At 34.0% G+C, this 26,512-nt stretch carries 28 protein-coding genes, 3 tRNA genes and 1 riboswitch; of the genes, 17 read left to right on the forward strand and 14 right to left on the reverse strand.

All coding sequences use genetic code 11. The features are described from left to right. Positions 1-2 precede the first annotated feature (2 nt). Both J2W95_RS15775 and J2W95_RS15780 read left to right on the forward strand, forming a co-directional pair. The gene (locus J2W95_RS15775; protein ID WP_310008706.1) at positions 3-317 is read left to right on the forward strand and encodes a rhodanese-like domain-containing protein; all 315 of its coding nucleotides are present in this window, start codon (positions 3-5) and stop codon (positions 315-317) included. A gap of 449 nt (positions 318-766) precedes the next feature. After that, a complete protein-coding gene (locus J2W95_RS15780) occupies positions 767-1,189 on the forward strand; it encodes a CBS domain-containing protein (RefSeq protein WP_310008708.1) in 423 nt (140 codons plus the stop codon). A 60-nt stretch (positions 1,190-1,249) separates the two neighbouring features. Here J2W95_RS15780 and rpe read toward each other — a convergent pair whose 3' ends face one another. The 6 genes from rpe to J2W95_RS15810 form a co-directional block, all read right to left on the reverse strand. After that, on the reverse strand, positions 1,250-1,912 hold the full coding sequence (rpe, locus tag J2W95_RS15785; RefSeq protein WP_310008710.1) for a ribulose-phosphate 3-epimerase: 663 nt from the start codon (positions 1,910-1,912) through the stop codon (positions 1,250-1,252). Positions 1,913-2,125: 213 nt separating this feature from the next. Further along, positions 2,126-2,989, reverse strand: coding sequence for a sigma-70 family RNA polymerase sigma factor (locus tag J2W95_RS15790; protein ID WP_007804760.1), 864 nt, complete (start codon positions 2,987-2,989; stop codon positions 2,126-2,128). Positions 2,990-3,206: 217 nt separating this feature from the next. After that, complete coding sequence (locus tag J2W95_RS15795; RefSeq protein WP_310008712.1) at positions 3,207-3,446, reverse strand: hypothetical protein; 240 nt, start codon at positions 3,444-3,446, stop codon at positions 3,207-3,209. A gap of 365 nt (positions 3,447-3,811) precedes the next feature. After that, positions 3,812-4,558 (reverse strand): LytR/AlgR family response regulator transcription factor, encoded by a 747-nt coding sequence (locus J2W95_RS15800; protein ID WP_310008714.1) that lies wholly within the window; start codon positions 4,556-4,558, stop codon positions 3,812-3,814. Continuing rightward, entirely contained in the window at positions 4,551-6,293 is a 1,743-nt protein-coding gene (locus J2W95_RS15805; protein WP_310008716.1) for a tetratricopeptide repeat-containing sensor histidine kinase, read from the reverse strand. Before J2W95_RS15805 ends, J2W95_RS15800 begins: the two co-directional genes overlap by 8 nt. 2 nt (positions 6,294-6,295) lie before the next feature. After that, positions 6,296-6,715, reverse strand: a complete 420-nt coding sequence (locus tag J2W95_RS15810) for a hypothetical protein (RefSeq protein WP_310008719.1) — start codon at positions 6,713-6,715, stop codon at positions 6,296-6,298. A 484-nt stretch (positions 6,716-7,199) separates the two neighbouring features. Here J2W95_RS15810 and J2W95_RS15815 point away from each other — a divergent pair, with 484 nt between their 5' ends. After that, positions 7,200-8,054: a transketolase gene (locus J2W95_RS15815; RefSeq protein WP_310008721.1), complete on the forward strand. Its 855-nt coding sequence runs from the start codon at positions 7,200-7,202 to the stop codon at positions 8,052-8,054. An 80-nt stretch (positions 8,055-8,134) separates the two neighbouring features. Further along, entirely contained in the window at positions 8,135-9,088 is a 954-nt protein-coding gene (locus tag J2W95_RS15820; RefSeq protein WP_310008723.1) for a transketolase family protein, read from the forward strand. Between the two features lie 175 nt (positions 9,089-9,263). Here J2W95_RS15820 and J2W95_RS15825 read toward each other — a convergent pair whose 3' ends face one another. Continuing rightward, positions 9,264-10,283: a BamM family beta-barrel-assembly machinery protein gene (locus J2W95_RS15825; protein WP_310008725.1), complete on the reverse strand. Its 1,020-nt coding sequence runs from the start codon at positions 10,281-10,283 to the stop codon at positions 9,264-9,266. Positions 10,284-10,363: 80 nt separating this feature from the next. On the opposite strand from J2W95_RS15825, the gene J2W95_RS15830 reads away from it, so the two are divergent. Both J2W95_RS15830 and J2W95_RS15835 read left to right on the forward strand, forming a co-directional pair. Beyond that, complete coding sequence (locus J2W95_RS15830; RefSeq protein ID WP_310008727.1) at positions 10,364-10,753, forward strand: RNA-binding S4 domain-containing protein; 390 nt, start codon at positions 10,364-10,366, stop codon at positions 10,751-10,753. Between the two features lie 91 nt (positions 10,754-10,844). Beyond that, positions 10,845-11,345 carry a phosphoribosyltransferase family protein gene (locus J2W95_RS15835; protein ID WP_310008729.1) on the forward strand — a complete coding sequence of 167 codons (501 nt, stop codon included), beginning with the start codon at positions 10,845-10,847 and terminating at the stop codon, positions 11,343-11,345. On the opposite strand, the gene J2W95_RS15840 is transcribed toward J2W95_RS15835, so the two are convergent. Further along, complete coding sequence (locus J2W95_RS15840; protein WP_310008731.1) at positions 11,337-11,855, reverse strand: shikimate kinase; 519 nt, start codon at positions 11,853-11,855, stop codon at positions 11,337-11,339. The genes J2W95_RS15835 and J2W95_RS15840 overlap by 9 nt on opposite strands. A 126-nt stretch (positions 11,856-11,981) precedes the next feature. Here J2W95_RS15840 and J2W95_RS15845 point away from each other — a divergent pair. The 10 genes from J2W95_RS15845 to J2W95_RS15890 all read left to right on the forward strand — a co-directional run bounded on the left by J2W95_RS15845 (position 11,982) and on the right by J2W95_RS15890 (position 19,305). Then, a tRNA-Lys gene (locus tag J2W95_RS15845) sits at positions 11,982-12,054 on the forward strand. Between the two features lie 38 nt (positions 12,055-12,092). Then, positions 12,093-12,165, forward strand: a tRNA-Lys gene (locus J2W95_RS15850). A 42-nt stretch (positions 12,166-12,207) separates the two neighbouring features. Continuing rightward, positions 12,208-12,290 (forward strand) — tRNA-Leu (locus tag J2W95_RS15855). Between the two features lie 185 nt (positions 12,291-12,475). Further along, a complete protein-coding gene (locus tag J2W95_RS15860) occupies positions 12,476-13,777 on the forward strand; it encodes an NCS2 family permease (protein WP_310008733.1) in 1,302 nt (433 codons plus the stop codon). Positions 13,778-13,804: 27 nt separating this feature from the next. Next, positions 13,805-14,497: a DUF5020 family protein gene (locus tag J2W95_RS15865; RefSeq protein ID WP_310008735.1), complete on the forward strand. Its 693-nt coding sequence runs from the start codon at positions 13,805-13,807 to the stop codon at positions 14,495-14,497. Between the two features lie 222 nt (positions 14,498-14,719). After that, entirely contained in the window at positions 14,720-15,064 is a 345-nt protein-coding gene (locus tag J2W95_RS15870) for a hypothetical protein (protein WP_310008736.1), read from the forward strand. 162 nt (positions 15,065-15,226) lie between these two features. Beyond that, complete coding sequence (locus J2W95_RS15875; RefSeq protein ID WP_310008739.1) at positions 15,227-15,685, forward strand: (2Fe-2S)-binding protein; 459 nt, start codon at positions 15,227-15,229, stop codon at positions 15,683-15,685. Positions 15,686-15,687: 2 nt separating this feature from the next. Further along, complete coding sequence (locus J2W95_RS15880) at positions 15,688-17,871, forward strand: xanthine dehydrogenase family protein molybdopterin-binding subunit (protein ID WP_310008741.1); 2,184 nt, start codon at positions 15,688-15,690, stop codon at positions 17,869-17,871. Positions 17,872-17,912: 41 nt separating this feature from the next. Further along, positions 17,913-18,674, forward strand: coding sequence for a xanthine dehydrogenase accessory protein XdhC (gene xdhC / locus J2W95_RS15885; RefSeq protein WP_310008743.1), 762 nt, complete (start codon positions 17,913-17,915; stop codon positions 18,672-18,674). Then, positions 18,664-19,305, forward strand: coding sequence for a nucleotidyltransferase family protein (locus J2W95_RS15890; RefSeq protein ID WP_310008745.1), 642 nt, complete (start codon positions 18,664-18,666; stop codon positions 19,303-19,305). The genes xdhC and J2W95_RS15890 overlap by 11 nt, the downstream gene beginning before the upstream one ends. A gap of 52 nt (positions 19,306-19,357) precedes the next feature. Here the strand turns inward: J2W95_RS15890 and J2W95_RS15895 are convergent, their stop codons facing one another. The 4 genes from J2W95_RS15895 to J2W95_RS15910 form a co-directional block, all read right to left on the reverse strand. Continuing rightward, complete coding sequence (locus J2W95_RS15895) at positions 19,358-19,897, reverse strand: DUF4252 domain-containing protein (protein WP_310008746.1); 540 nt, start codon at positions 19,895-19,897, stop codon at positions 19,358-19,360. A gap of 1 nt (position 19,898) precedes the next feature. Next, positions 19,899-20,426: a DUF4252 domain-containing protein gene (locus tag J2W95_RS15900; protein ID WP_310008748.1), complete on the reverse strand. Its 528-nt coding sequence runs from the start codon at positions 20,424-20,426 to the stop codon at positions 19,899-19,901. An 81-nt stretch (positions 20,427-20,507) separates the two neighbouring features. Then, on the reverse strand, positions 20,508-20,957 hold the full coding sequence (locus tag J2W95_RS15905) for a hypothetical protein (protein ID WP_310008750.1): 450 nt from the start codon (positions 20,955-20,957) through the stop codon (positions 20,508-20,510). Then, the gene (locus J2W95_RS15910) at positions 20,944-21,453 is read right to left on the reverse strand and encodes an RNA polymerase sigma factor (RefSeq protein WP_310008752.1); all 510 of its coding nucleotides are present in this window, start codon (positions 21,451-21,453) and stop codon (positions 20,944-20,946) included. The genes J2W95_RS15905 and J2W95_RS15910 overlap by 14 nt, the downstream gene beginning before the upstream one ends. Before the next feature lie 124 nt (positions 21,454-21,577). Here J2W95_RS15910 and J2W95_RS15915 point away from each other — a divergent pair, with 124 nt between their 5' ends. Then, positions 21,578-23,020: a S41 family peptidase gene (locus J2W95_RS15915; RefSeq protein ID WP_310008753.1), complete on the forward strand. Its 1,443-nt coding sequence runs from the start codon at positions 21,578-21,580 to the stop codon at positions 23,018-23,020. Between the two features lie 297 nt (positions 23,021-23,317). Here J2W95_RS15915 and J2W95_RS15920 read toward each other — a convergent pair whose 3' ends face one another. Then, positions 23,318-24,415 (reverse strand): YncE family protein, encoded by a 1,098-nt coding sequence (locus J2W95_RS15920; protein ID WP_310008755.1) that lies wholly within the window; start codon positions 24,413-24,415, stop codon positions 23,318-23,320. A gap of 4 nt (positions 24,416-24,419) precedes the next feature. After that, positions 24,420-26,267, reverse strand: coding sequence for a TonB-dependent receptor plug domain-containing protein (locus tag J2W95_RS15925; RefSeq protein ID WP_310008757.1), 1,848 nt, complete (start codon positions 26,265-26,267; stop codon positions 24,420-24,422). 31 nt (positions 26,268-26,298) lie between these two features. After that, positions 26,299-26,494, reverse strand: a riboswitch (cobalamin riboswitch). Between the last annotated feature and the right edge of the window lie 18 nt (positions 26,495-26,512).

A 26,512-nucleotide genomic window follows, 5' to 3' on the forward strand; every position in this document is an offset into this window, starting at 1 on the left:
AAATGCTAAATAAACTAAAACAAATATTCGGCTTCGGATCTACTGTTGACTATGCAGCACTTGTAAAGCAAGGTGGTATTATCCTAGATGTACGAAGCAAGGTTGAATATGCCAGCGGACATATAGAAGGTTCCATAAATATCCCCGTAGATATTTTGAAAAATAGTTTATCTCAATTAAAAGACAAAAACAAACCTATTATCACTTGTTGCGCCTCTGGAATGAGAAGTGCGAGAGCAAAAAACATCCTTAAAACACATGGCTACACTGATGTCCATAATGGAGATGGATGGCGAAGTTTACAAAGCAAAATATAAATCTATTATTTTTTTAATTACTAAATATCTGGTTTTAACGACTGCATGAGAAAAAAAAGTGTATACCATGCAGTCTTTTTTTCATTACTGGAAAAAGATAAAAATAATAGAAACATTTTCAATAATTTGTGGAACTAAAGATTTTGTAAAAATCTTTTTTCTCAAAAAAACATTATTTTGGTCTTCATTGTCAATTTCTTCAAATACCTAGTATTCTGGCTTTCATTAGGTAATTTTTATATGAGTAAGTTTACCTTTTCATGCTATAAAAAAATTATCTAAATAAAATTCAATTATTTCTCCACGTGATACTTCTGCCAAATGAGTGTAATTCCTATTGATTATGGTGTCACAATATCCTAAAATAGTTTTCATCAACTACTGACAAACATCATATTTTGAATAAACTTTCTGTTTTAAATTTACAAATAATTTAAAATGAATACGTTATGAGACAGCAAGTTCCAGTGTCAACAATTATGACCAAAAATATAATTAAACTGACTATTTCAGATGATTTAACAAAAGCTGAATCCCTCTTTAAGCATCACAAAATTAGGCATATTCCTGTTGTGAATGGAGAAACCATAATTGGGATGCTAAGTTATACTGATTTACTGCGAATTTCTTTTGCAGACGCAATAGATGATGATGAAGAGGTTGTGGATACAACCGTTTATAATATGTTTACGGTTGAGCAGGTAATGGCTAAAAAATTAATTACCATTACACCAGATACAACTATTAAAGAAGCTGCTGAGATATTAGCAAAAAAAGAATTTCATGCTTTACCCGTATGCGAAGATCATTTGTTGGTCGGAATAGTAACCACCACCGATTTGATAAAGTATTTAATTGATCAGTACAAATAAGTGTTTACTAAAAAAGAAAGTCCCAATGTCTCTTTTGTGATTATTGGGACTTTTATTTTTTTATACTGTTGTCAATTGTTTTAAATCGGCTACGGTTTGAATTGGGTCTTCAGCTTTAAAAACAAAGCTTCCGGCAACAAGTACGTCCGCTCCTGCTTCCACCAATTGTAATGCGTTTTTATTGGTAACGCCACCGTCAATTTCTATAAGAGTTGATGCTCCTTTTCTAGTAATTAAATCTTTTAGTTTTTTCACTTTTACATAAGTGTTTTCTATAAAAGACTGTCCGCCAAAACCAGGATTCACACTCATGATACAAACCATATCAATGTCATTGATTACATCTTCCAATAAATCAACATTAGTATGTGGATTTAACGCCACTCCAGCTTTCATCCCTTGAGCTTTGATCGCTTGAAGAGTTCTGTGTAAGTGTGTACAAGCTTCGTAATGTACAGTCAAAATATCGGCACCTAAATCTTTGAATGTTTTAATATATTGGTCTGGATTGACAATCATCAAATGCACGTCAACTGTTTTTTTAGTATGTCTTGTGATGGCTTCAAGAACAGGCATTCCAAAAGAAATATTTGGAACAAAAACGCCATCCATGATGTCAATGTGAAACCAATCGGCTTGACTGTTGTTAATCATTTCAATATCACGTTGCAAATTAGCAAAATCGGCAGCTAGAACTGATGGAGCAATAATTGTATTCTTCATTGTGTTGTTTTTGTGTTTAGATGCATTGTGGTACATCTTTACATTTGTGTTGTTTATTTTTTGCAAAGGTAATATAAAAAATAAAACTCCGGTAATCAGCCGGAGTTTCAATCATCAATCAAAAAACGAACAGTTAATCAGACTGTTGTTCACGTTGTATTAAAATAGTTAAAATTACTTTTTTTAAAAATTTTAATTTGGGGATATTTTATATTAACCTAAATACGTTTTCAAAATTTTACTTCTTGAAGTATGTTTTAATCTACGGATAGCTTTTTCCTTGATTTGACGAACACGTTCACGAGTCAAGTCAAAAGTTTCACCAATTTCTTCCAATGTCATTGGGTGTTGATCACCAAGACCAAAGTACAAACGTACTACATCTGCCTCTCTTGGAGTCAATGTCTCTAGTGAGCGCTCAATTTCAGTACGCAAAGATTCATGGATTAACTCTCTGTCTGGATTTGGTGATTCACCAGAACGCAATACATCGTAAAGGTTTGAATCCTCTCCTTCTACAAGAGGAGCATCCATAGATAAGTGACGACCAGAGTTTTTCATAGACTCTTTTACGTCATTTACGGTCATGTCCAATTCTTTTGCAATTTCCTCAGCAGATGGTGGACGCTCATTAGATTGCTCTAATAACGCATACATTTTGTTGATTTTATTGATAGAACCAATTTTGTTTAATGGTAAACGAACGATACGAGATTGTTCGGCTAAAGCTTGAAGAATCGATTGACGAATCCACCATACAGCGTATGAAATGAATTTAAATCCACGAGTTTCGTCAAAACGTTGTGCTGCTTTTATCAATCCAAGATTTCCTTCATTGATCAAATCGGGAAGGGTAAGACCTTGATTTTGGTATTGTTTGGCTACCGAAACTACGAAACGTAAATTAGCTTTTGTTAATTTCTCAAGTGCTCTTTGATCCCCTGCTTTAATTCTTTGAGCTAATTCTACTTCTTCGTCAGCGGTAATAAGATCAACTTTTCCAATTTCTTGTAAATATTTGTCTAATGAAGCGGTTTCACGATTGGTAACCTGCTTGGTGATTTTAAGTTGTCTCATGTTTTTGTCTCCTCATTTTTTTAAGTGTACAAGTGGTTATACGTACAAGGTTTCAAAAAAGTTACAAAAGATCTGTTCTTTTTTTAAAATAAAATAAAAATACCTGCTTCAAATTAATGAAACAGGCACTTCTAACTAATTTAATTGTTAATTGGTGGATTAGTTAATACAAGAAATAGTGCTAAATGGCATAGACTATTTTTTATTTTAATTGGTTTTATTCCATTCCTTCTAAATTGATGATTCGGTCGAATATTTCTTTTAAGAATAAAATCATAAAAAACACGCCTGCAGCTAAAATCAAGTGATCAGAGGTGAGCAAAAAAGGTTCGTCTAGAATGTCATACAAACTCGGAATAATGAGGCATAATGACGCTATAAGTCCAATCCAAGGATTGATTTTGTTAAAAAAAGTTCTGAATTGCATATTTGTTTGGTTGTTAAGTTCAAGTCTCATGGTAATTCGGCTTTATAATTTTTTAGTAGAGTAAAGGTAAATAGCAAAACAGTCTTTTTTTAAAGAAATGTCATGAATGAGCTTTTTAATGTCATGAAAGAGGTGACTGAATATATAAATCCGGAAGCAATTAATTAAAAAAGATTTTATGGAGCGAAAAAATAGGCTTTATCAGCAAGGATCGTTCCAGCTGTCCGCTATATCTTTTTTGTATCTTTAGAAAAGAAGATACAAAAAAGGATGTCGCTTCCATCAGGGCTAAAATCCAGCATATTCAATTCTTGGAAAAAATGCTTAGTATTCGACAGTACGAAAAAGACAAACATTTAAGGAGAAGATGTATTGGTATTTATGAAAATGAGTTCTTACGATATAATGTTCATTTTCTTGATGAAATCTTTATAGGTATCACTAAGATTAATTTTGTGGTTCCCTTTAAGTATAATTAAATTATCGGCAAGGATAATTTCCTCAATTTTATCAGTATTTACGATATAATTTCTGTGGGTTTTAATGAATTTGTCTTTATTTAGTAAATCACTGATTTTGGTTAATGAAATCAAGATGACAAATTTTTCTTTCTCAGTAATGATGTTACAATAGCGTTCTTCCACTTCTATGTAGAGAATGTCTTGTAACGACACTTTTTTTAATGCATTTTTCTTTTTAATGAACAAATAATCATTACTGATTACGGTGTCTTGATCTTCGCTCAAAAACACATTAGTTTGCTCGTAGAATTTTTCGACAGCCATTTCTAAGGCATAAAGAATTTCCAATTCATTAAAGGGTTTCATCAGAAAACTAAAAGGCTTGGTGAGTTTTGCTCTTTCAAAAATCTGACGATCTTGTGAACTAGTTAAAAAAACAAAAGGTTTGGATGCGTTTGGCACAATATTGATAGTCTCGGCAAAAGTGATTCCGTCAGGTTTACCATCAAGAAAGACATCGATTACAATAATATCCACTGTATTTTGGTAGAATAAAGTCAGAGCATCAGTATAGCTTCTTGCAACACCTACAATATTGTATTTATTGGCCAGTAAGACTTTGCTCAGCGCTTCACTTTGCTCTGGCGTATCTTCTATAATAAGTACATTGATATTATCCATTTTGTTCTGTCTTTGGGAACGTCAATATAATCTTAGTGCCTTTGTTGAGTTCGCTTTCTATTGCTAGCGTTCCTCCGTTTTTCTTGATCATTTGTTTGCACAATTGTATTCCAAGTCCCGTTCCTACAACCTCCGAATTGCTTTTCTTAGCCAATAATTCGTTATCTTCAAGCAGCTTGTTTATAGTGCCTTGGCTCATTCCCAAACCGCTGTCTTGAACTACAAGTTGGCAAAAATTAGTATTTGTTTCTATCGTATAAATCCTAATTTCACCATTTTCATTAGAAAATTTAATGGCGTTGTCAAGCAAGTTTCGCAATACAATTTTTAGGGAGTCAAGATCTACGAAGATAAAACTATTTTTGGAAACGGCGTTCTCAAAAGTTATGGCTTTGTCAAGCAGTAATGATTTGTAGTTGTATTCTATTTGTTGCACGATGGAATATAAATGAACCGAATCTTTATGAAAATACAATTGTTTGGTTTGCAATAAAGCCCAATGGAGCAGGTTGTCGAGCAAACTGTAAGCGCCGTTTGCAATCGCGCTATTTTGGTGCAAGAGTTGGTCTAGCTCATTGTAGTTTTTGGTTTCAAGCGAAGTAGTTAATTTAGCATTACTTGTTTTGAGGGCATTCACCGAAGAACGCAAATCATGACTCACGATAGAGAATAATTGATCCTTGGTGGCGTTGAGTTCGTCTAATTTATTTTTTTGAGTAAGGATTATTTTGTTGTTTTTTACTTTTTGAGCATATATATAAACACCTCCTACTAAAAGTAATAATAAAGCTAGAACTGAATAAAATAAACCATTACGCTGAGTGTCTTTTAGTTTGCTCTCAACTTTTAGTACTGATATTTGTTTTTGTTTTTGCGCTACCGCATATTTTTTCTCGTAGTCTGCGAGTGCCCAGACTTTATTTTGGTTGTTTAGGGAGTCATTCCATTGTTCGGATTCTTTTCTATATGCTAATGCTTCTTTGAAGTTACCTCTGTTTTCTTCGACAACTGCCATATTTTTTGAAGCAGATTTTTTTGTATAGAAATCCTTAATTCTTTTGGATATTATATATGATTTTTTAAAATAAAAAATAGCTAAATTATCTTTATATTGATCATAATATAAATTTGCTAAATTCATATATGAGTTACAAATTCTATCATTATTTTGACTTTTTTCATTTATTCTCATATTTTTTAGCAGATATTTTTCTGCTTTTTCGTGTTGTTTCAAGAAAATATAAGTGGTGCCTATTCCGTTATATGCAATAGTTAGACATTGAATGTCGTTTGATTCAATAGATTGATTTTCTGACAGTATAAAATAATAAAGAGCTTTATCATAATCTCTTAGTTCTAAAACTGTAGCACCTAAAAAAAAATTTTTTATTTGTGAAAGTTCAAATGAATCTGAGATTAGTAAAAACTCTTTTCTTGCCTCTTTGTATATTCTTTTGTTAAAAAAACTAATCCCCCTAAAATAATGACAATAATCATGTAAAGTTTTGTTTTTATCTACATTTAATTGCTTCATGGAATATACCAAAGTAGAGTCCCAATCTTTCTTTAAATAGAAAGATTGGGCTTTTACAAAATTTAAGTTTTCTTTAAATTTGACAGATTTTTGATAAAGATTTTTTTTTTCAAATAAATTATTTTCTTTGATTTGTGATAATAAGAAACTAGGGAATATTAATATAAAGCAAATAAAATAATTATTGATTTTTAGATTCATAATTAAGGAAGATTTGTTGTAGTCCCTCTAGAAATTTCAGGATCTAAATTTACCATAAAAGATTTGATTTTGTTTATATTCCCCACCGTAGGAGAGGTGTAATCAAGCTCTACATACCAAACATCACAGGTTTTTGGGGTAACCATAGAGAAATCATAATCATACTTGATAGTCAAAACCCCATCTTTTTCTACAGGTGGTTCTACAACAGGTGCGTCTAGATTATCGGAGTTTATGTAGAGTGTTGCTCTTACTTTTAGGGCCTTTACCCCACCTGGCTTGTAAAATTTTGCCGAAATTAATGGCGCTACTGGATAATCGACCTCTTTGAGATTGTCGAACTTAAATACTTTGGTATTAATCTTGGTCGTTTGAATGGTTGGATAAGGAACGAATTCTAGAGGAGTTTTTTTATCACCCATGATTGTTTTTTTTGGTTAATTGTTAATAATAGAATGTGTTAAAGATATTTTTTTTCTTTGAATTAAATGTAATGATTTTGTTATTTTTTAAAAGTAATCATTTAGAAACATGTAAAATAGACATGTTTTTTGTAGTTAAACCAAGAACTAGACTAATGTACAGATTGCTGGTGATTGTATTTTGATTCTTATAAAATTTGACTGTGAAGTGCGCAGAGGTTTTCGAAAGGTTCGCGAAACTTTATGTATTAGAAAGCTTGGTTTTGATGCTGTTTTTACTGAAGAATTTTCTACTGGGGCAAGCCCAAATAAAGTAAAAACAAAAAATGAAGATTGAAAAAAATGAATGCCTTTGGTTTTTAAATTTCACTTGACTCTTAAAATTGTTGTAGAAATTACCATTCTCATTGAAATTGCCCTTGAAATCATTTGTCTTACGGTAAAAAAAAATTACTTTTGCAGCAGTTTAACTTTTACACACAAAATGAAGCCTAACACACAACAATTAAACGATTTAACTATCCAAGTAAGAAGAGACATTCTTCGTATGGTTCACGCTGTTAATTCAGGTCACCCAGGAGGGTCTCTTGGTTGCACCGAATTTTTAGTAGCCTTGTACCAAAATCTTATGGATCGCAAAGAAGGATTTGACATGGACGGAATTGGAGAAGATTTATTCTTCCTTTCAAACGGACATATTTCACCTGTATTTTACAGCGTTTTGGCAAGAAGCGGTTATTTTCCGGTAAAGGAATTAGCCACCTTCCGTTTAATCAACACAAGATTACAAGGACACCCAACAACTCATGACAATTTACCTGGAGTACGTATTGCTTCTGGCTCATTGGGTCAAGGGTTATCTGTAGCAATTGGTGCGGCTCAGGCTAAAAAACTAAACAATGACAATCATATCGTTTACACACTTCATGGTGATGGTGAGTTACAGGAAGGTCAAAACTGGGAAGCGATTATGTATGCATCTGCTAAAAAAGTAGACAATATTATCGCAACTGTTGACCTTAACGGAAAACAAATTGATGGTACTACTGACGAAGTTTTGGCAATGGGAAGCATTCGCGCTAAATTCGAAGCTTTTGATTGGGAAGTTATTGAAATTACCAAAGGAAATGACATTGAAGCTATCATTGGAGGAATGAACGAAGCAAAAGCGAGAACTGGAAAAGGAAAACCAGTTTGCGTGCTACTTCATACTGAAATGGGGAACGGTGTGGATTATATGATGTACAGTCATGCTTGGCATGGTAAAGCACCGAATGATGCACAACTTGCCAATGCTTTAGAACAAAATTATAATACTGGAGGTAATACAGATTATTAAATAATTTTTGAATTGTAAATTTTGAATTTTGTTTCAAAATCTTTCAATTTTTAAATTTTAAATCTTTGAATTTAAAATACATGAAAAAATATACAAATACAGGAAGTAAAGATACTCGTTCGGGTTTTGGAGCGGGAATGACTGAATTAGGTCAAAAGAATGAAAACGTTGTGGCCCTTTGTGCTGATTTAATTGGATCATTAAAATTTGATGATTTCAAAAAAAATCACCCAGAGCGTTTTTTCCAAATTGGAATTGCAGAAGCAAACATGATTGGAATTGCAGCAGGATTAACTATCGGGGGGAAAATTCCTTTCACTGGAACTTTTGCTAACTTTTCTACTGGAAGAGTTTATGACCAAATCCGTCAATCAGTTGCTTATTCAGATAAAAACGTAAAAATCTGTGCTTCTCACGCAGGATTGACCCTTGGAGAAGATGGAGCAACTCACCAAATCTTGGAAGACATTGGATTAATGAAAATGTTACCTGGAATGACTGTAATCAATACTTGTGATTACAACCAAACAAAAGCGGCTACATTAGCTCTTGCTGATCACCATGGTCCAGCTTACTTGCGTTTTGGTCGTCCGGTTGTGCCTAATTTCATGCCAGCTGATGAGCCTTTTGTAATTGGAAAAGCAATTCTTTTAAACGAAGGTACTGATGTAACAATTATTGCTACAGGACACTTAGTTTGGGAAGCTCTTATTGCTGCAGAAGTTTTGGAAGCAAAAGGTATTTCTGCTGAAGTAATCAACATCCACACTATTAAACCTTTGGACGACGAAGCAATTCTAAAATCATTGGCAAAAACCAAATGTATCGTTACCGCTGAAGAACATAACATCCTTGGAGGTCTTGGAGAAAGCGTTGCTAGAGTATTGGCATTAAACAATCCAGCTCCTCAAGAGTTTGTTGCTGTTAATGACAGTTTTGGAGAATCTGGAACTCCTGAGCAATTAATGGAGAAATACAAATTGAACAATCAAGCGATTGTTGAAGCTGTAGAAAGAGTGATCAAAAGAAAGTAATCTTTCTCTATAAATATAAAATCCCATCTCGTTGTAAAAATGAGATGGGATTTTTTTATACGTTATTTTTAATATTAAGCTTCGTCGATAAGTAATCAATTTACAAAACGCATTTTTATTTTCTATGTTTAACCTCAAAAAAAAATCCCATTCTAAAAAGAATAGGATTAATATATTATTGATTCATTTTGATACAAGTTGCATCCAAATGCCTTTTCAACCTATCAGGGTTAGCCTGATCACCTGAACAATCTGGAATTTTATCAAATGTATAGTAATTTCCATCCTTATCTTTGATTTCTCCTCTTGTTGCATAATTATCTCCGTCATCATCAAAATCATTAAAATCAGGAATACCATCCTTATCCGTATCATCTGGATTAGCAACCCCACTTAAAAAAGTATTCATATATCTATCACCATCTAAATCTTCCTGAAAAGAAGGAATACCATCTAAATCATGATCAAATCGCTTTAATTCATACAATTTAATACTAAATACTATAGGAGAATAAGCAGGAATAGTTGTTTGAGCAGTATTATAATATCCTAAACCAGAAGGAAGAAACATTACACCAACACCAAAATCATTATACTTTATCGTCCCATCACTATTTGAAGATGTCCAACCCGTTTTAAATTGAGGAAAACCCTCAGACCAACCACGAATAACCCCTGTTCCTCCGTCATGAGTGGTACCGTCCAAATTGTATTGTGCCTGACCATTATTAGAAGAGTCAAACACTGTACCATCCAATAAAGTACCTTTATAAGCTGCAAAAACAGCATCTACATTACTAGGATATTCACCGCCTGTTGCTTTATCTCCTCCTTTTATCCCTTCTCTAATTAACAAAGTATAAACTTTATAAGTAATACCATGGGCACTTACATTTCTGAAGGTTAATCTTGGAAGAGTAGGACTATTCAAATAAGACCATAAAGAAGGCTGAGTTCCAGCGTCAGTAATCTTTTTAATTGTTACATCCTGATCATCAGGAAAACCCGGATGATTTACTATTTCGCTGATATAATTTGTTTTTAAATAGTTGTTAATAGCTAAACTATCAATAGGATACTGCTCAGCATAAGGCTTTGGCGGAGTTACTTCTACATCATCATCATTCTTATTACATGAACTTATGGTAACAACTGCTGCAATTAATAAAATAAAATTTAATTTAATTTTGTTCATTATATAGGTATAGTTTAAGTCACAAATATACATTAATGATTTACTTTTGTAAAGTATTTAACTTTGATTTTAGAAAATTCATGAGAATAGACAAATATTTATGGTGTGTTCGGTATTACAAAACCAGAAATATGGTAACAGAGGCTTGCAAAAAAAACCACATTACCGTAAATGGTATTATCGCCAAACCATCGAAAGAGGTTTTTCCTACTGATAAAATTACTTTTAGAAAAGATCAAATCACACAAATAATTACAGTTCTCGACATACCCGATAATCGTGTAGGGGCCAAGCTTGTTGATATATATCGAAAAAACGAAACCCCAGCCGAAGCATACGCACACTTAGAATTATTAAAATTATCAAAAGAACATTATAGAAGAAACGGAACTGGAAGACCTACCAAAAAAGACCGAAGAGATATTGATGAATTTGGAAATGAAATAAAAGACGAAGACGAAATAGACTAAAATATTCAGTTTCAGTTTTTAGTTTTGAAACCAGATTTAATGACATAAAATTCGCCTAACTTTTTTATCTTTGAAAAAAATAAAATACGCCATGAGCAAAAATATTATTCTTACCAATCAACAAATCGAACACACAACCAAAAGAATAGCTTACCAAATCTATGAAACTTTTGTAGAGGAGGAAGAGATTGTGATTGCTGGAATTACAACAAATGGTTTTATTTTTGCCGAAAAAATTGCTCAAGTACTGTCTACTATTTCACCTATCAAAATTTCACTGTGTGAAGTAAAAGTTATCAAAGAAAACCCAAAACTTCCCGTGACTACTTCCTTAACAAAAGAACAATACAGTAACAAAGGTTTAGTACTTGTGGATGATGTACTGAGCTCCGGAACTACTCTCATATACGCAGTAAAACATTTTTTAGATGTTCCTTTAAAAAAATTCAAAACCGCTGTTCTTGTGGACAGAAACCATAAAAAATTCCCTATTAAGGCCGATTTTAAAGGAATTTCTCTTTCCACTTCCCTATTTGAGCATGTATCTGTTGTTTTTGACAACAATGGCGATAGTTATGCCAGTTTAAGCTAATAGATTTAAAATATCATTTACCGTTTCCTCGATTGATTTATCATCAACACTCACTTTATACTGTGCATGGTTGTAATAGAAGCTTCTGTCAAAAAGATGCTTTGCTATAAACTCTTTCATTTCCTCTTCGCTTTTATCCGCAATAAGCGGCCTTTTGCTCTTATTAGACACCAATCTATTAAACAAGGTATCGATAGATGCTTTTAAATAAATAGACGTCACACCCTCCCCTATCAAGAATTCATGATTATTGGCATAACAAGGCGTTCCTCCTCCCAAACCGATGATGTTTTTATCCGGATTATTTAACAATTCCAGAAAATATGTATGCTCTAATTTTCTGAAATGGATTTCACCGTGATTCTCAAAAATCTGTTTAATGGACATTTTTTCATTTTTTTCGATATATTCATCGAGATCAACGTACGGAATTGAGACGATTCCAGAAAGTTTTTGAGCGATTGTTGACTTACCACAACCCATATACCCTAATAATATAATTTTTTTCATTTGAATAAGGCCTTACATATTAAGGCGTTAAGGATTTTTAATTAAAAAAGACAAATTTATAATAATTTTACTTGGAAACTTCGAAAAAAAGTCCCTATATTTGCACCCGCATTCAAGAAACGAAATGACTCGATAGCTCAGTTGGTAGAGCACATCACTTTTAATGATGGGGTCCTGGGTTCGAGCCCCAGTCGGGTCACAAATTATGTGATCAAAGCATAAGTTTCTTGAAGCAACGACTCGATAGCTCAGTTGGTAGAGCACATCACTTTTAATGATGGGGTCCTGGGTTCGAGCCCCAGTCGGGTCACAAAAGGTCGAGTAATTTATTACTTGACCTTTTATTTTTTAAGGCCACGTGGAGAAACGGTAGACTTGCCATCTTGAGGGGGTGGTGCTCGTAAGGGCGTGTGGGTTCAAATCCCACCGTGGTCACTTGATGGGACAAAGAAGAAACATTCTTCTTTGTCCCATTTTATTTGGCTCCAATTCGTTGTTAATTATATAAATAATCAATCCTGACATAGAGTTTTCAAATTCAACTTTAGGAATACAACCTCACCATTGCGTATCGTTTTTTTTTGACCTAAATTTAAATCAATTTATAAACAGTAAAAGCAATGTTAGAAAAATTCTTTAAACTCGAAGAAAGAAACACTTCTTTCAAACAAGAAGCCATTGGTGGGACGGTTACCTTTTTGACGATGGCCTACATTATTTTTGTAAATCCTAACATTCTTTCTGCTGCTGGGATGGACAAGGCTGCACTGATTAGCGTTACCTGTATTGCCGCAATCGTAGGAACTCTTTTGGTTGGTATTTGGGCCAATGTTCCTTTTGCAATGGCACCAGGAATGGGGCTCAACGCAATGTTCGCCTTTACACTTGTTATGAGCGACGGAGCAACATGGCAACAGGCACTGGGCGTTGTTACCATGTCAGGGATTGTTTTTATCATCATTTCTATACTCGGAATTCGGCACAAAATAGTCGATGCCATACCCGAATCGCTCCGGGTTGCAATTGGTGCGGGAATCGGGCTGTTTATAGCCTTCATTGGGTTCAAACAAATGGGACTGATTGTTGCTAATCCAGCTACTTTGGTAGGCCTTGGGAAATTTACCCCAGCTGTAGTCATTGGGCTGATTGCCTTTATTGTCACAGTATTTCTGGAAATCCGAAAAGTAAAAGGCTCCATTCTGATAGGGATTTTACTTGCTACCATACTTGGCTTTATCTTTGACGACTCTATAAAAATCCCTTCACAATTTATTAGTACTCCTCCCTCTATCATTCCTCTTTTTGGGCAATTGGAAATTTTATCAGTTTTGAAAATTACTTTCATCGCTCCTATTTTTTCATTTTTGTTCGTGAATTTATTCGACTCCATCGGAACGGCTATTGCCTGTTCTATGGAAGCTGGACTGATTGATAAAGATGGGAAAATGCCCCACATCAAAAAAGTTTTGGAAGCCGATGCTGTAGCAACCGCTTTCAGTGGTGTTTTGGGAACCAGTAGCACCGTGACTTATATTGAATCGGCGGCAGGGATTGCCAATGGTGCCAGAACTGGATTAAGTTCTGTTTTTACCGCCGGATTATTCTTTCTTGCCATGTTCTTTGCTCCCCTTATTGGAATTGTCCCTGCTTATGCAACGGCACCAGCACTTATCTTGGTTGGTATTTTTATGGCTAAACACTTAATCAAAATTAATTTTACCGAACTTTATATTGCTGTTCCTACTTTCCTAACCTTAATTTTAATGCCTTTAACTTACAGTATCAGTTCAGGAATTGCTTATGGCTTTTCATCATACATCATTCTCTGCTTTTTGACTAAAAACACTGATAAGGTCCATCCAATCATGTGGGGAATTGGCCTTTTTTCCATTTTGGAAATCATCATTTCACAAATGAATTAACAACAAAATCTAAAACATATCAGCTTTATGAAAATTAAACTTTTATTAATAGCCCTTTTGTTTTCTTTTTTTGCCAGAGCTCAGGAAGTTCAATTACATTATGATTTTTTACCCGAAAGAGAATACTTTACTTTTACTTTCGAGTTTTTTAAACCTGACAAGTTAGGAAGCACTTTCTTCTTTACCGATTTCAACTTTGGACGCAGTGACTCTGCAAACCTGGCGTATTTCGAAATTGCTAGAAAATTCAATATCAAAAACAACCTCATCGAAGGTTTGAACTTTCATATTGAATACAATGACGGCCTTTTAATGACCGATGACAAAGCCGATAGTCCCGAAAATCCACTTGGCTTCCCAATTAATCGCGCTTTTTTGGTTGGATTGGGTTTCCCAATAAAGATTGGCAACTTTACCTTAAACACGACATACTTGTACAAAAACACACATGGATCTTCTGGATTTGACGGACAATTTACGGCTGTTTGGTTCCAAAACCTATTCAATAACAAAGTAACCTTTAGAGGATTTCTTGATTTCTGGTCGGAAGACAGAGCTGACGGTTCCAGCAAAAAAGCGATCTTATTAACCGAACCCCAAGTTTTGTACAATTTTAACAAAAGCTTTTCAATGGGGTCTGAAATTGAAATCAGCAACAACTTTGACCCATCAGAAGAATTCAAAGTATTTCCAACTATTATGGCCAAATACGCTTTCTAAAGAAAAACTTTTAAATACCAATAGGGCAACAGGATTTCGATTCTTGTTGCCTTTTTTTAATACTCTTTTTGGATTCAAAAACAAAGTTCCATGTAAACACAAATCAATATTATTGTAAATTTTTAATTAATCTTTTATTTAATAACAATATTTGGCAATTAAAAACGTTAACTTACTTAATTTAAATATTTTAGCAATCCCTTTCTACCAAAAAAATCGTCTATGAAAAAAACTGCAAAACCAATTAAAATCAACCACCTTGTGTTTTTAAGCTTTGCTTTTATCTTTTTGGTAATAACAAATGCTAATTCCCAAACCGTTCATTACGATTCTATAAACAAACAAAAATTTGTCCTTGTTAACGTCCAAAAAACATATGAACGCATTGCTGACAAAGGCTACGAATCTGTAGAAATCTATGAATCTCTAGGAAATTACTATTATGAAAATAAAAATTTTCTAAAATCAAAATTATATTTCGATAGGCTATTTGATAAATACAGCCTTTCTCAAATTTCATCCAAAAGCAAAGAAAGATATCAATTAATAAGAAAACAGTTTTATTAGAAATCAATCAACCTCCAATATAAAAACAGTAGCTATATTCAACTCATAGCTACTGTTTTTTTTACATTAAACACAAACAAGTATTTTCTTTAGAAAAAATTAAATATAAATTTTAAAAAAAGTCATAACTTTCAACTTCCTAATTGCAAAATTGAAATCCAAATGACAACACTACTCATAAATAAGAAGAAACACACTATCGATGTTGACCCAGAAATGCCTTTGCTTTGGGCTATTAGAGATACCATCGGTCTTACGGGAACCAAATTTGGATGTGGCATTGGTGCTTGTGGCGCTTGCAAAGTATTAGTTGATAATGTGGCTACCTATTCATGCTTAACTCCTGTTTCGACAGTTGTTGGCAAAAACATTACTACTATTGAGGGTACTGCAGAAAATTTACAATTATTGCAAAAATCATGGGAAGAATTCAATGTCCCTCAATGCGGTTATTGTCAACCTGGACAACTAATAACAGCAACTTCCTTACTCAATTCTAATAAAAACCCTTCGGATACTGACATAGACGATGCCATGAGTGGTAATATTTGCCGTTGTGGCACTTACCAACGCATCAAAAGTGCCATAAAACATACCATAGAACTTAAAAAACAACGCTAATCATGAATGAAATCCAAAACATAAGCCGCAGAGCTTTTATCAAGAACATGGGATTAGCGTCTGGTGGATTAATCTTAGCGTGTAATTACCCTTTATTCTCACAAGAAATTGTATCGGGAAATCTAACCGTATTCAATCCTAATCTGTTTGTACAATTAAATTCAGACGGAAGCCTTGTTATACTTTCATCTCGTTCAGAAATGGGTAATGGAGTGAGAACTTCTTTGACCTCTGTCGTTGCTGACGAAATGGAGGCCGATTGGAATAGAGTTTCTGTAAAACAAGCAACAGGAGATGCTAAATATGGCGACCAAAATACCGATGGTTCCAGAAGTATAGTAGATTTTTACGAAACCATGCGAACAATGGGAGCTATGGCTCGAATGATGCTTATTACCGCTGCCGCAAAAAAATGGCAAGTTCCCGAAAATGAATGTAAAGCCCAGAACCACTTTATTATTCATTCCAGCGGAAAAAAATTAGGTTATGGAGAATTAGTTGATATAGTAGCTACATTGCCAGTTCCAACAACCATTACTTATAAAAACCCTAAGGATTTCAAATATATTGGTAAAACCCTAAAAAGTATCGACGTTAAAGATTTTGCAAACGGAAGTGCCATTTATGGTATTGACAAACGCTTACCCAATATGAAGGTTGTAGCTATAGCGAGATGTCCGGTTACTTTTGGGACAGTCAAATCTTTTGACAAAACTGCTGCTATGAAAATTCGTGGTGTTATAGATGTAATCGAAATTCCGAGAGTTGAAAAACCTTTTGGACCACTTGGTGGTGTTGCGGTGATTGCTTCTAATACTTGGGCGGCATTTAAAGGCAAAGAAGCTCTTGTAATAGAATGGAATTATGGCAAAAATGAAGGTTATGATTCTGAGAAGTACATGACCGAATTAACCGAAAGAGTTCATAAAGCAGGTAAAGTCGAAAAAGAAATTGGCGATGTAAACAAAGCTTTTAATGAAGCTGCAAAAGTTGTTGAAAGTACTTTTCAATTACCTCATCTTGCTCATGCGCCAATGGAAGTTCCAAATGCGGTAGCTTGGGTTCAAGGAGATACCTGCGAAGTTTGGGCGCCTACCCAAGATCCTCAAACGGCTAGAAATGAAGTTTTTAATTATTTGGGAACAACCATAGATAAAGTCACTATAAATGTCACTTTTTTAGGTGGTGGTTTTGGACGAAAATCAAAGCCAGACTATATTGTAGAAGCCGTTATGGTTTCAAAGGCTATCAATGCGCCCGTACAAGTCGTTTGGTCACGGGAAGACGATATAAAACACGGTTATTACCATACCGTAAGTTCACAATACATGAAAGCCTCGCTGGATGCACAAGGTAATGTTACAGGTTGGTTGCACCGATCTGCATTTCCTTCGATTATGTCCACCTTTAAACCAGGCACCGATTATCCTGCTGGATGGGAAGCTTCCAGTGCTGCCGATGTCCCTTTTGCTATAAAAAATTTCAAAGTTGAATCAGGGCAAGCTCCAGCAATGGTTCGAATTGGATGGATGCGATCTGTAATCAATATTCTCCATGGTTTTTCGATCAATGTGTTTGCCGATGAATTAGCGTATGCTGCCAAGCAAGATCCATTAGAATTCAGACTAAAATTAATTGGTGGCGATCGCATAGAAGACACCAAAGACTCCATTAAATACAATACGGCACGTCTCAAAAATGTTTTGAAAATGGCTGCTAAAAATGCCAATTGGGGAAAACCTTTACCAAAAGGCCATGCTCACGGCATAGCAGTTCATTATAGCTTTTATTCCTATGTAGCTTCTGTGGTTGAAGTTTCAATGGTTGATAACAAAGTAAAAGTACACAATGTTCATACCGTTATTGATTGCGGAACTGTTGTAAATAGAGACACTGTAAAATCTCAAATGGAAGGTGCAGCTATCTTTGGAATGTCACTAGCCTATTATGGAAAAATCACGGCTAAGGACGGAGCTATTGAACAAAACAGTTACAGTGACTATCGAATGATTCGTATGAATGAAATTCCAAAGGTTCACGTAGAAATTGTGGACAGTTCAGAAAAACCAACAGGAGTTGGAGAACCTGGTGTACCAGTGATTGCCCCTGCCATAATCAATGCTATCTTCAAACTAACAGGAAAACGATATTACAACTTGCCTTTGAGCGATTACGACCTTGTATAACTAATTGACAAATTAAAATCCTAAACGAATACTTATTTTTAATGAACAATTGGATTGAACTATTACAAGATTTTAAAAACAAAAAGAAACCTGTTGCACTTGTTACAATTACCAAAATTCTTGGTTCGGCTCCCTGTAAAGTAGCGTCAAAAATGATTGTCACGCCACAAAAAGAAATATACGGAACCATTGGTGGTGGAAAATTAGAATTTCAAGTAATCGATGAAGCGGTTCGTGCTATTAAAGAAAATAAAGTTTTAGAATCTACTTATACTTTGGGACCCGAATTTGAACAATGTTGCGGAGGAAAAGTAGAATTAATTATTGAGCCCATGAATCAATCCCCAGAATTATACCTTTTTGGAGCCGGACATATAGGCGTTGCTATCTGCGAAGTTTTAAAAGACACACCTTTCTCAGTTACACTTCTCGATACTCGGGAAAATTGGAGAGAAACTATCGAAATTGACCAAACGGTTACTTACAGCGCCTTACCTTTTGACCTTTATAAACAAACAATAAACTGGGGACCGAATTGCTACGTAGTTATTTTAACCCACGACCACAAACTGGATTTTGAAATTACAGCTTTGGCATTACACGAGCAAACCAGATACATTGGATTAATTGGTAGCAAAACCAAGAAAAACAAATTCAACAACTTATTGATAAACGAATTGGATTTCAAACCAGGAATCAAGCCCGTACATTGTCCGATTGGATTGGATTTGGGCGGTAATTCGCCTAAAGAAATAGCGATAAGCGTCGCCTCCGAATTACTGAAAGTCTATTATGGGAAATAATGCAGTATTTGTGTTATTGGCAGGTGGAAAATCCGAAAGGATGGGCATTGCAAAAGGGTTGCTAGAATATCAAAACACCTATTGGATTTTGGAACAAATAAACCGAATTTCAGCTTCAACAGTAACCGAAGTTTATATTGGCTTGGGTTTTCATTACGAAGAATATTTAAATAAAATCCCTTGGTTTACTAAAGCTCAATCGCTTTTCATAAATTACAAAAATCTAAAAGTGCGAGTTGTGGTTAACCAAAATCCAGAACTTGGCTCTTTTTCAACACTTCAAACTGTTTTGCAACAAATCCCTAAAAACAAATCGGTTTTAATTAATCCAATTGACATTCCTATTTTAAATGCAAACGAATTACAAAACATTATCGAAGAACAAAATCTAATTGTACTTCCAAATTTTAAAGGTAAGAACGGTCATCCAATAAAGTTGCATTCTGAATTTTGGGAACCACTACTTTTGCTCAATCCAACCAATGAAAACAGTCGATTGGATTTAGAAATCAAAAAAATAATTCCTTCTAAAATAACAACAATAACCGTAACCGATTCCTGTATCCTAAAAAACTTAAACACTCCAAATGATTGGATTGAGTTTACAAATTCCAATCATAAAAGAGCATAAAAAAAGCATCCCGAAATCTATCGAAATGCTTTTTTCAAAATTAAATTCAACCTTATTTCTTTATTAATTCCTGCAATGGTTTTAATTGCTCCAAATCAATTTTAGATTCTTTCAAAACCGAAATCATATTCATAATATTCGTTGGATTCATATCTTTTCCCAAAACCCTGACAACAGCAAAACCTGCATCATTTTTATTGGCAAAAAAAACAAATTCATTGATATTATCATCTGTTCCAACATAGCTAACAGAAGCACCTTGTTTACCTGAACCAAACTTCATCAACTGCTGATATTTTGGGTCTTTTAAAATTAAATTCACTTTAGCTCTTTCTGTCTCGAACTGTGCTTTGTTTTTCTCATTCAATTTGAAAGCCAAAACATTCATTTTATCAAAAGAATGTAATGCTTCACTTTGAGCAACAGTCAATTTTGTTTTGTCAACATTCAAAATATTTGATGAAATATCCAAAGCAATAAAATCTTTGTTCTCCGTATTTTCAACAAAGTATTTTTGCAAAGTAGGCTCTGAGTTACAGCTTCCAAAAAGCAAACTACTTAGCAATGCGATTATGAATAATACTACTTTCATTTTACTTTTTCCCTTTAGTTGCTTTTTTCAAATCATCACCACCAGGAATTTTCATTTTGTCTGTCAAGACCGAAATCTCACTCAAATCAAAGTCTCCTGTTAATGACATCAAAACAGTATCTTCATCTTTCCCTCCTTCAACAAACATCAACAACTCTTTAATTTGACTGTCTTTTGCTCCAGATTTAACCATGATTTTAATATTTCTCCCTTTGTCATTTACGCGCATCAATTCTTCCAAACCTGCAGTTTTAATATATTTGTCTGCAGTAGTTTTCATTTCGCCTTCAACTCTTGTACTTTGAGTGGTAAACACTTTCAAATTATCTAATTTCTTTATCAGATTCATGTATTGCTGCGCCTCTTTATCAGAGGTGTCCACTTTTACCTTACTCATCAATTCAAACATTTTCTTATTAACAACAATCGATGTTACATCGTCTTGGCCGTCAAATTTATCGAATGCTCCTTGAGCAAAAAACGGACTTGATACTAATACTATTACTAATGTGATTATTAACTTCTTCATTTTATTTTGATTTAATGATTATTTTTAAAATTCAATTCAACTATTGGGCTTGAATGCTCTAGAATCACTCTCGCTTTATTTTTATTCAACAAATACTTTATCTTTTGTCACTTCATATACCTGAAGATATTGTACTCCTTCAACACCAACATTTACATTATCAGATAACATTGCCAATGCTTTTTGGGTTGCTTCAAAAGCTTCCTCAGGATTATCATAGGTTCCCAACTCCTTGTTTTCTCTCACAGTATTTGCATTGAAATAAGTATATATCCCCACTCCCATTAAAACGACAATCGATGCCGCTATTGACAACCATGCTACTTTTCTTTTTTTAGAAACTAACGGTACTTCACTAGATAGCTTTTGTTCTTTTGCTTCAGTAAAATATCCAAATAGTGGTTGGTATTGTTCTAAATGTGGTGCTACATTTGAAGAAGAAAAATAGTCTTTCAACTCATTTTCTTCGGCAATACTTGTCTCTCCTTCAAAGTATTTTTCTAAAAGTACTTCCATTTTATTGAACTCCATAACTGTGTGTTTTTAACATGTATTCTCTAATCGTTTTCCTTGCTCTAGATAGTGCCACTCTTACTGCAGTTTCATTCATCTCTACTATTTTTGCAATTTCCGAAAATTCGCATTGCTCTATATCCCTTAACTGAATAATCAATCGCTGCTGTTCCGGTAATTGGTCTATAATTTTTTCAACCCAATTTAAGCTGTCGTTATCTTCAACTTTTTTATCTAAACTTGGCTCCCTATCTGTAAAATTATTGTGCACAATTTTAAGATTACCCGCTCTTTTCGATTTTAACTGATCCAAACAATAATTTTTGGTCATTGTCATCGCCATTGCCTCGACACTATAATACGAATCTAAATTTCCGTTTTTACTCCATAATTTTACCAAAATTTCTTGAGTAGCATCTTCTGCTTCCTCTGTGCTTACGAGTAATCTCTTGGCCAATCGAAAGAGTTTATCTTTGAATGGATTGATTAAAAGCACAAATTCATTTTGGTTCATAAAATGGCTATGTTAATTCGGTTATATAATCAAGACGATTCACAATTATATTTGTTACAAAAAAATTTAAATTAAACTAAAGTTAGTATTTTTGCGTTCTATACCTACAAATAAAATACTAAAAATGAAGGCATTTTTCAAAATTACACTTTTACTATTCATTGCCCTTTTTACTTTTCAGAGTTGCGAAGATATAGATGATGTTGCAGCACCAGAGTATTTACAGGTCAACGATTTTATATGGAAAGGTCTTAATTTGTATTATTTATGGCAAGCCGATGTTCCTAATTTAGCAGATAGTCGATTTGCCAACCAAGCAGAATTAAATGCTTTTTTAACCAAATATCCAAGCCCTGAAGACTTATTTGACGCATTAAGGGTTGATAAATCTGTCGATCGATTCAGCTGGATTGTAAGTGATTATTTGGAACTTGAAGGAATGTTGCAAGGAACAACAAAAAATGACGGTGTGGATTTTGGTCTTTATCGTAAAGCTTCCGGTTCAAATGACATATTTGGTTATGTTCGTTATATCATCCCAAATTCTGATGCCTCAACCAAAGACATCAAACGTGGCGATATTTTTTATGGGGTAAATGGAACTCAACTTACAGTAAGTAATTATCAAACTTTATTATTAAATTCAGAGAACTACACTTTAAATCTAGCCGATTATAATAATGGTCAAATTACGCCAAACGGAAAATCGGTTACCCTGACAAAAACAGAACTTTCCGAGAATCCAATTTTAATAAATAATGTAATTGAAACCGGAAGCCATAAAATAGGATATTTAATGTACAATGGTTTTTATCCAAACTATGATTCGCAATTGAATGATGCTTTTGCTACATTAAAATCACAAGGCATTACCGATTTAGTATTAGATCTAAGATACAATTCTGGTGGTTCTGTTCAATCTTCAACCAGATTGGCTAGTATGATAACTGGACAGTTTACAGACAAAGTGTTTTCTAAACAAAGATGGAATGACAAAATCAATGCTTATTTCGAATCCGAAGATCCAAATGCATTGAAAAATTTATTTACAAATACTATTGATGGTGAACCAATAAACAGTTTGAACCTTAAAAAAATTTATATCCTAACTACAAATAGTACTGCCTCAGCAAGTGAATTGGTTATTAACGGCTTGAAACCGTATATAGAAGTGGTTCAAATTGGGGATATTACAACTGGGAAAAATGTTGGATCCATTACCATTTACGACTCACCTACTTTTGGTAAAGAAAATAGAAACCCTCTTCATCGTTATGCAATGCAGCCTATTGTTTTGAAAATTGTAAATGCAGATGATTTTGGTGATTACTTTAATGGCTTGACTCCGACTTATTCTTTAAAAGAAAACATAACCAATTTAGGCGTACTGGGTAACAGTTCTGAACCTTTATTGAGTACAGCCATTGGAAAAATTACAGGAACTGCCAAAATGGTTAAAAAAACCGAAGGAAAAACTTTCCAATATTTTGAAGATACAAAATCAATCAACGGACAAAACCAAATGTATGTTGACAAAGTACCGGCTGGGCTTTTGAAATCTTTGTAATAGACTCCCTAAAAAAGGAATTCATCATTTCGTACCAAATTAGAACTCAATCAAAAAAGGCTTTCATCACTGAAAGCCTCTTTTTTCCCCAAATAAAATAAATAACCAACATAAAAACTTTTTTCCTTTTTTAAGATAATGGCAAAAAAGCAAAATCTTTCCCCTTAGCCCCGGTTGAAGTGAAAACCCTTATAAACGGGTGTTCGGTTTATAAGGTTGTAACGGAAAACGGGACGATCTTTCCAAAAAACTATATCATTCTGCTCCAAGAAAATAATAGTCCAGCTCAGGTTAACATTAGTCATTAAAATAGAAACCCGCTGGAATAACTCCAACTGAGAATGTTTTTTCCAATGTACCAATTGATGGTGAGGTTAATGCATAAACATATACTTTTCCATTATGCTCATAATCGCCAGCGTCACCAACGTAGATATGACTTCCATGAACCGCAAAACTATACACTCCATAAACTCCTTGCGCCGTAGTGCTAAATGCTGAAGTTGTCGGCAATGCTGTTGCACTTGCACTCATCTTATAAATATCTGAACCAATGGTATAATAAACATCATTCCCGTTCAATACCAAATTTGATAAATGCTTAGTCGCATCAGAATAGGCAATTGTGCTTGTCACTGTATTTGTTGCTAGACTTACTTTTACAATTTTACCTGCTGTTTCTGTCAAAGGTGCACTCACATAACTTGGATTTCCAGCACATGATACCCACAAAGTTCCGTCTTTTATTTCCATATTCTCTGGAATATCACCAACAGTAATTGTTGTAGAGACAGCATTTGAAGCAGCATCAATAACCGAAATTTTGTTTCCATAATTGAATCCCCCTTTATGCGCAACATATAATTTTCCAGAATTCACTATAATTTTTTCAGGACCTTCAACAACTGGAATTGAGCTAGATACTTTATTTGTAGACAAATCTATTACAGCAACATAATCATCTGTTGCAACAGTTCCATCACCCCAATTGGTAACATATCCTTTACCATTTGCAAAAGCAATATATCTTGGGTTTTTCAATCCAGAATTGATGGTTGCAATACTCTTCAAAGTATAACGATTTACGATTTCAATTTTGTTGCTTGCATTCAAAACGATATAAGCAAATTCATTATTAAAACCAACATCTTGTCCAGTGTCACCCAATGTTATTGAAGGATTTACTACCGAAAAAATATCATTTTGGGCAATTGAAAAATCTGAGGAAACATAAGAAATCGAAGCATCATTATGACCAAATCCTCCTTGGTTCAAAATCAAAAATCCATTATCATAACTTCCTAATGGAGTATCTTCATTCGTGTCATCATTGGTACACGAAACAAAAAACAACGAGAAAATTAACGCTATTAAAACTAGTTTACTGAAATTCATTTTATTAAAATTTAAAGGTTAGGTTGATTGTAAAATTTCTTCCCGGCATATAGTGCTGGGAAATGCTTTGATAATTTTGATTAAAAAGGTTCAATGCCTGTAAACCGATTTTACATGTTGATTTCTTTCCTAAATCATAATAGACACCCAAATTGGAAACCCAATATTCTTTGACTAAATGATATTTTTGGGAAGGTGTTGTAACAGCTCCATTAAATAAAAACTGGTACGTCACAGCTATTTTTTTATAAGAATAGGAAATATTCGAATTGATTTTATGATACGGAACATAATTCAATTGCTCTCCCGTATCTACGTTTTCGGAAACGGTGTAAGCATAACTTGCATTTAGTGCCAAATTATTTTTCCCGTACGTATTGGACCAACCCAAATTTGTTTCGGAACCATAGCTATTTACTCTGTCAATGTTTTCGGGTGTCCAATTACTACCATCCAAAGGAGCCCATCGAATCAAGTCACTTATTTTTATAAAATAAACTGTTTCGGACAAAGTGAATTTTTTATACGTAAAAACATTTCCAACCTCAGCTTGATAGGAACTCTCCGGTTTCAAATTGGGATTCCCCCCCGTTTCCCAGTATAAATCATTGAAAGTCGGAATTCTGAAGTTTTTTGAAAGGTTGATTTTTAAATTATAAAAGGAATTAAAAACATAAGAGGAACCCAACGAGAATAAAAATGGGCTATCATAATCCGAACTCACTTCTTTTCTAAAACCCAGTTCGTTTTGCCATTTTTCATTGTGTTGCTCAACCGCTTTGATCGCAATCGCACCAATTTGTCTGGTATTATCCCCAAAACTAGTACCAAAACCCTTAGTACGATTGTAATCAAAAATTCCATTAAGTTTTATAGATTCTAATAATTGGTAGCCAAAATCCATTTTGGCAATAAGCGATTCTGATTTCCCAAAACTAAAATCATCGCTGTCGATATTCTCAAAATATTGATATTGTTCTGTGAGATACGCCACTTTATAATTACTGCTGAAACGATCTTTGGTTGTTGAATATTCCAAAAGATTTCGGCTAAAAGTATTGACGTATTTCGTTTTTGAATCGGATTCAGAAATTAAAGAAAGATTTCTGTCCGTGTTTGATGACTGACTGTAAAAAGTAACAACTGAATTGGGCTTTATTTTGTAACCAACATTCGCATACAAATTGGTCGTAGCATATTGCCCGTTTTCATTTTTCCGTTGAGTTCCATCCCAAGTATATTGATTTACATAAGGATAATCATTATCCGAACTGTTTCTGGAAAATCCGACTTGAGTACTCCATTTTTTGTTGGAAAGAATTATTTTATAATTGACTCCAATCGTATTGAAACTTCCATAATCCAATCGCAAATCATTTTCGAATTTATTTTTAAAAACCAAATCATTGCTTAAATGGACTGTCCCTCCAATGGCCCCGCTTCCATAACTAACGCTTCCTCCACCAGCTTTTATGCTGATGGTATTAAAATCGGGTGCCGTGAAAGTATTAAAATCGGCACTACCGTTGAGTTGAGAATTTACATTTATCCCATTCCAAATTACAGCCGTTTGCGAAGCTGTCGTCCCCCTAAAAGAAACAGTTGACAACATTCCACGCCCGTATTCCTTAAAATACAAAACACTGTTATAATTCAATAAATTGGTAAGGGAAGATTGGTTTTTATTAATAACCGAATCATTGAGAATCTGAATCGATTGCGATTTATTGCTAGAATATAAAGTACGGTCTGAAACTATAACCTCTTTTAAATTGGTAATAGAATCATTTTGCGCCGAAATCAATTGGCACATTAAAACAAAAAGGGCAAATATTAGTTTTCTTAAAGTCATAATTTCTGAACCTTTTTTCCCGAAAGTTCGATATTTGTTAAGAAAAAAGGCAGGTCTCCTGGCTTGCGTCTTGTTGTTCACCTTCCCATTCTTTTAAAAACAGTGGTTTGTAGATAACAACAAGCTTAATAGCTTACAGTTGCGGGAACAGCTTAGGTTTTGAACCTAATTCCCTTTTAATGTGTTTTCGTAAAAAGTAAAACACAACCTTAATTCGAGTGCAAATATAAAGTTAAAAATATGGA

It is taken from the genome of Flavobacterium granuli, from assembly GCF_031456055.1.
In the GTDB taxonomy this organism is placed as follows: Bacteria; Bacteroidota; Bacteroidia; order Flavobacteriales; family Flavobacteriaceae; genus Flavobacterium; species Flavobacterium granuli_A.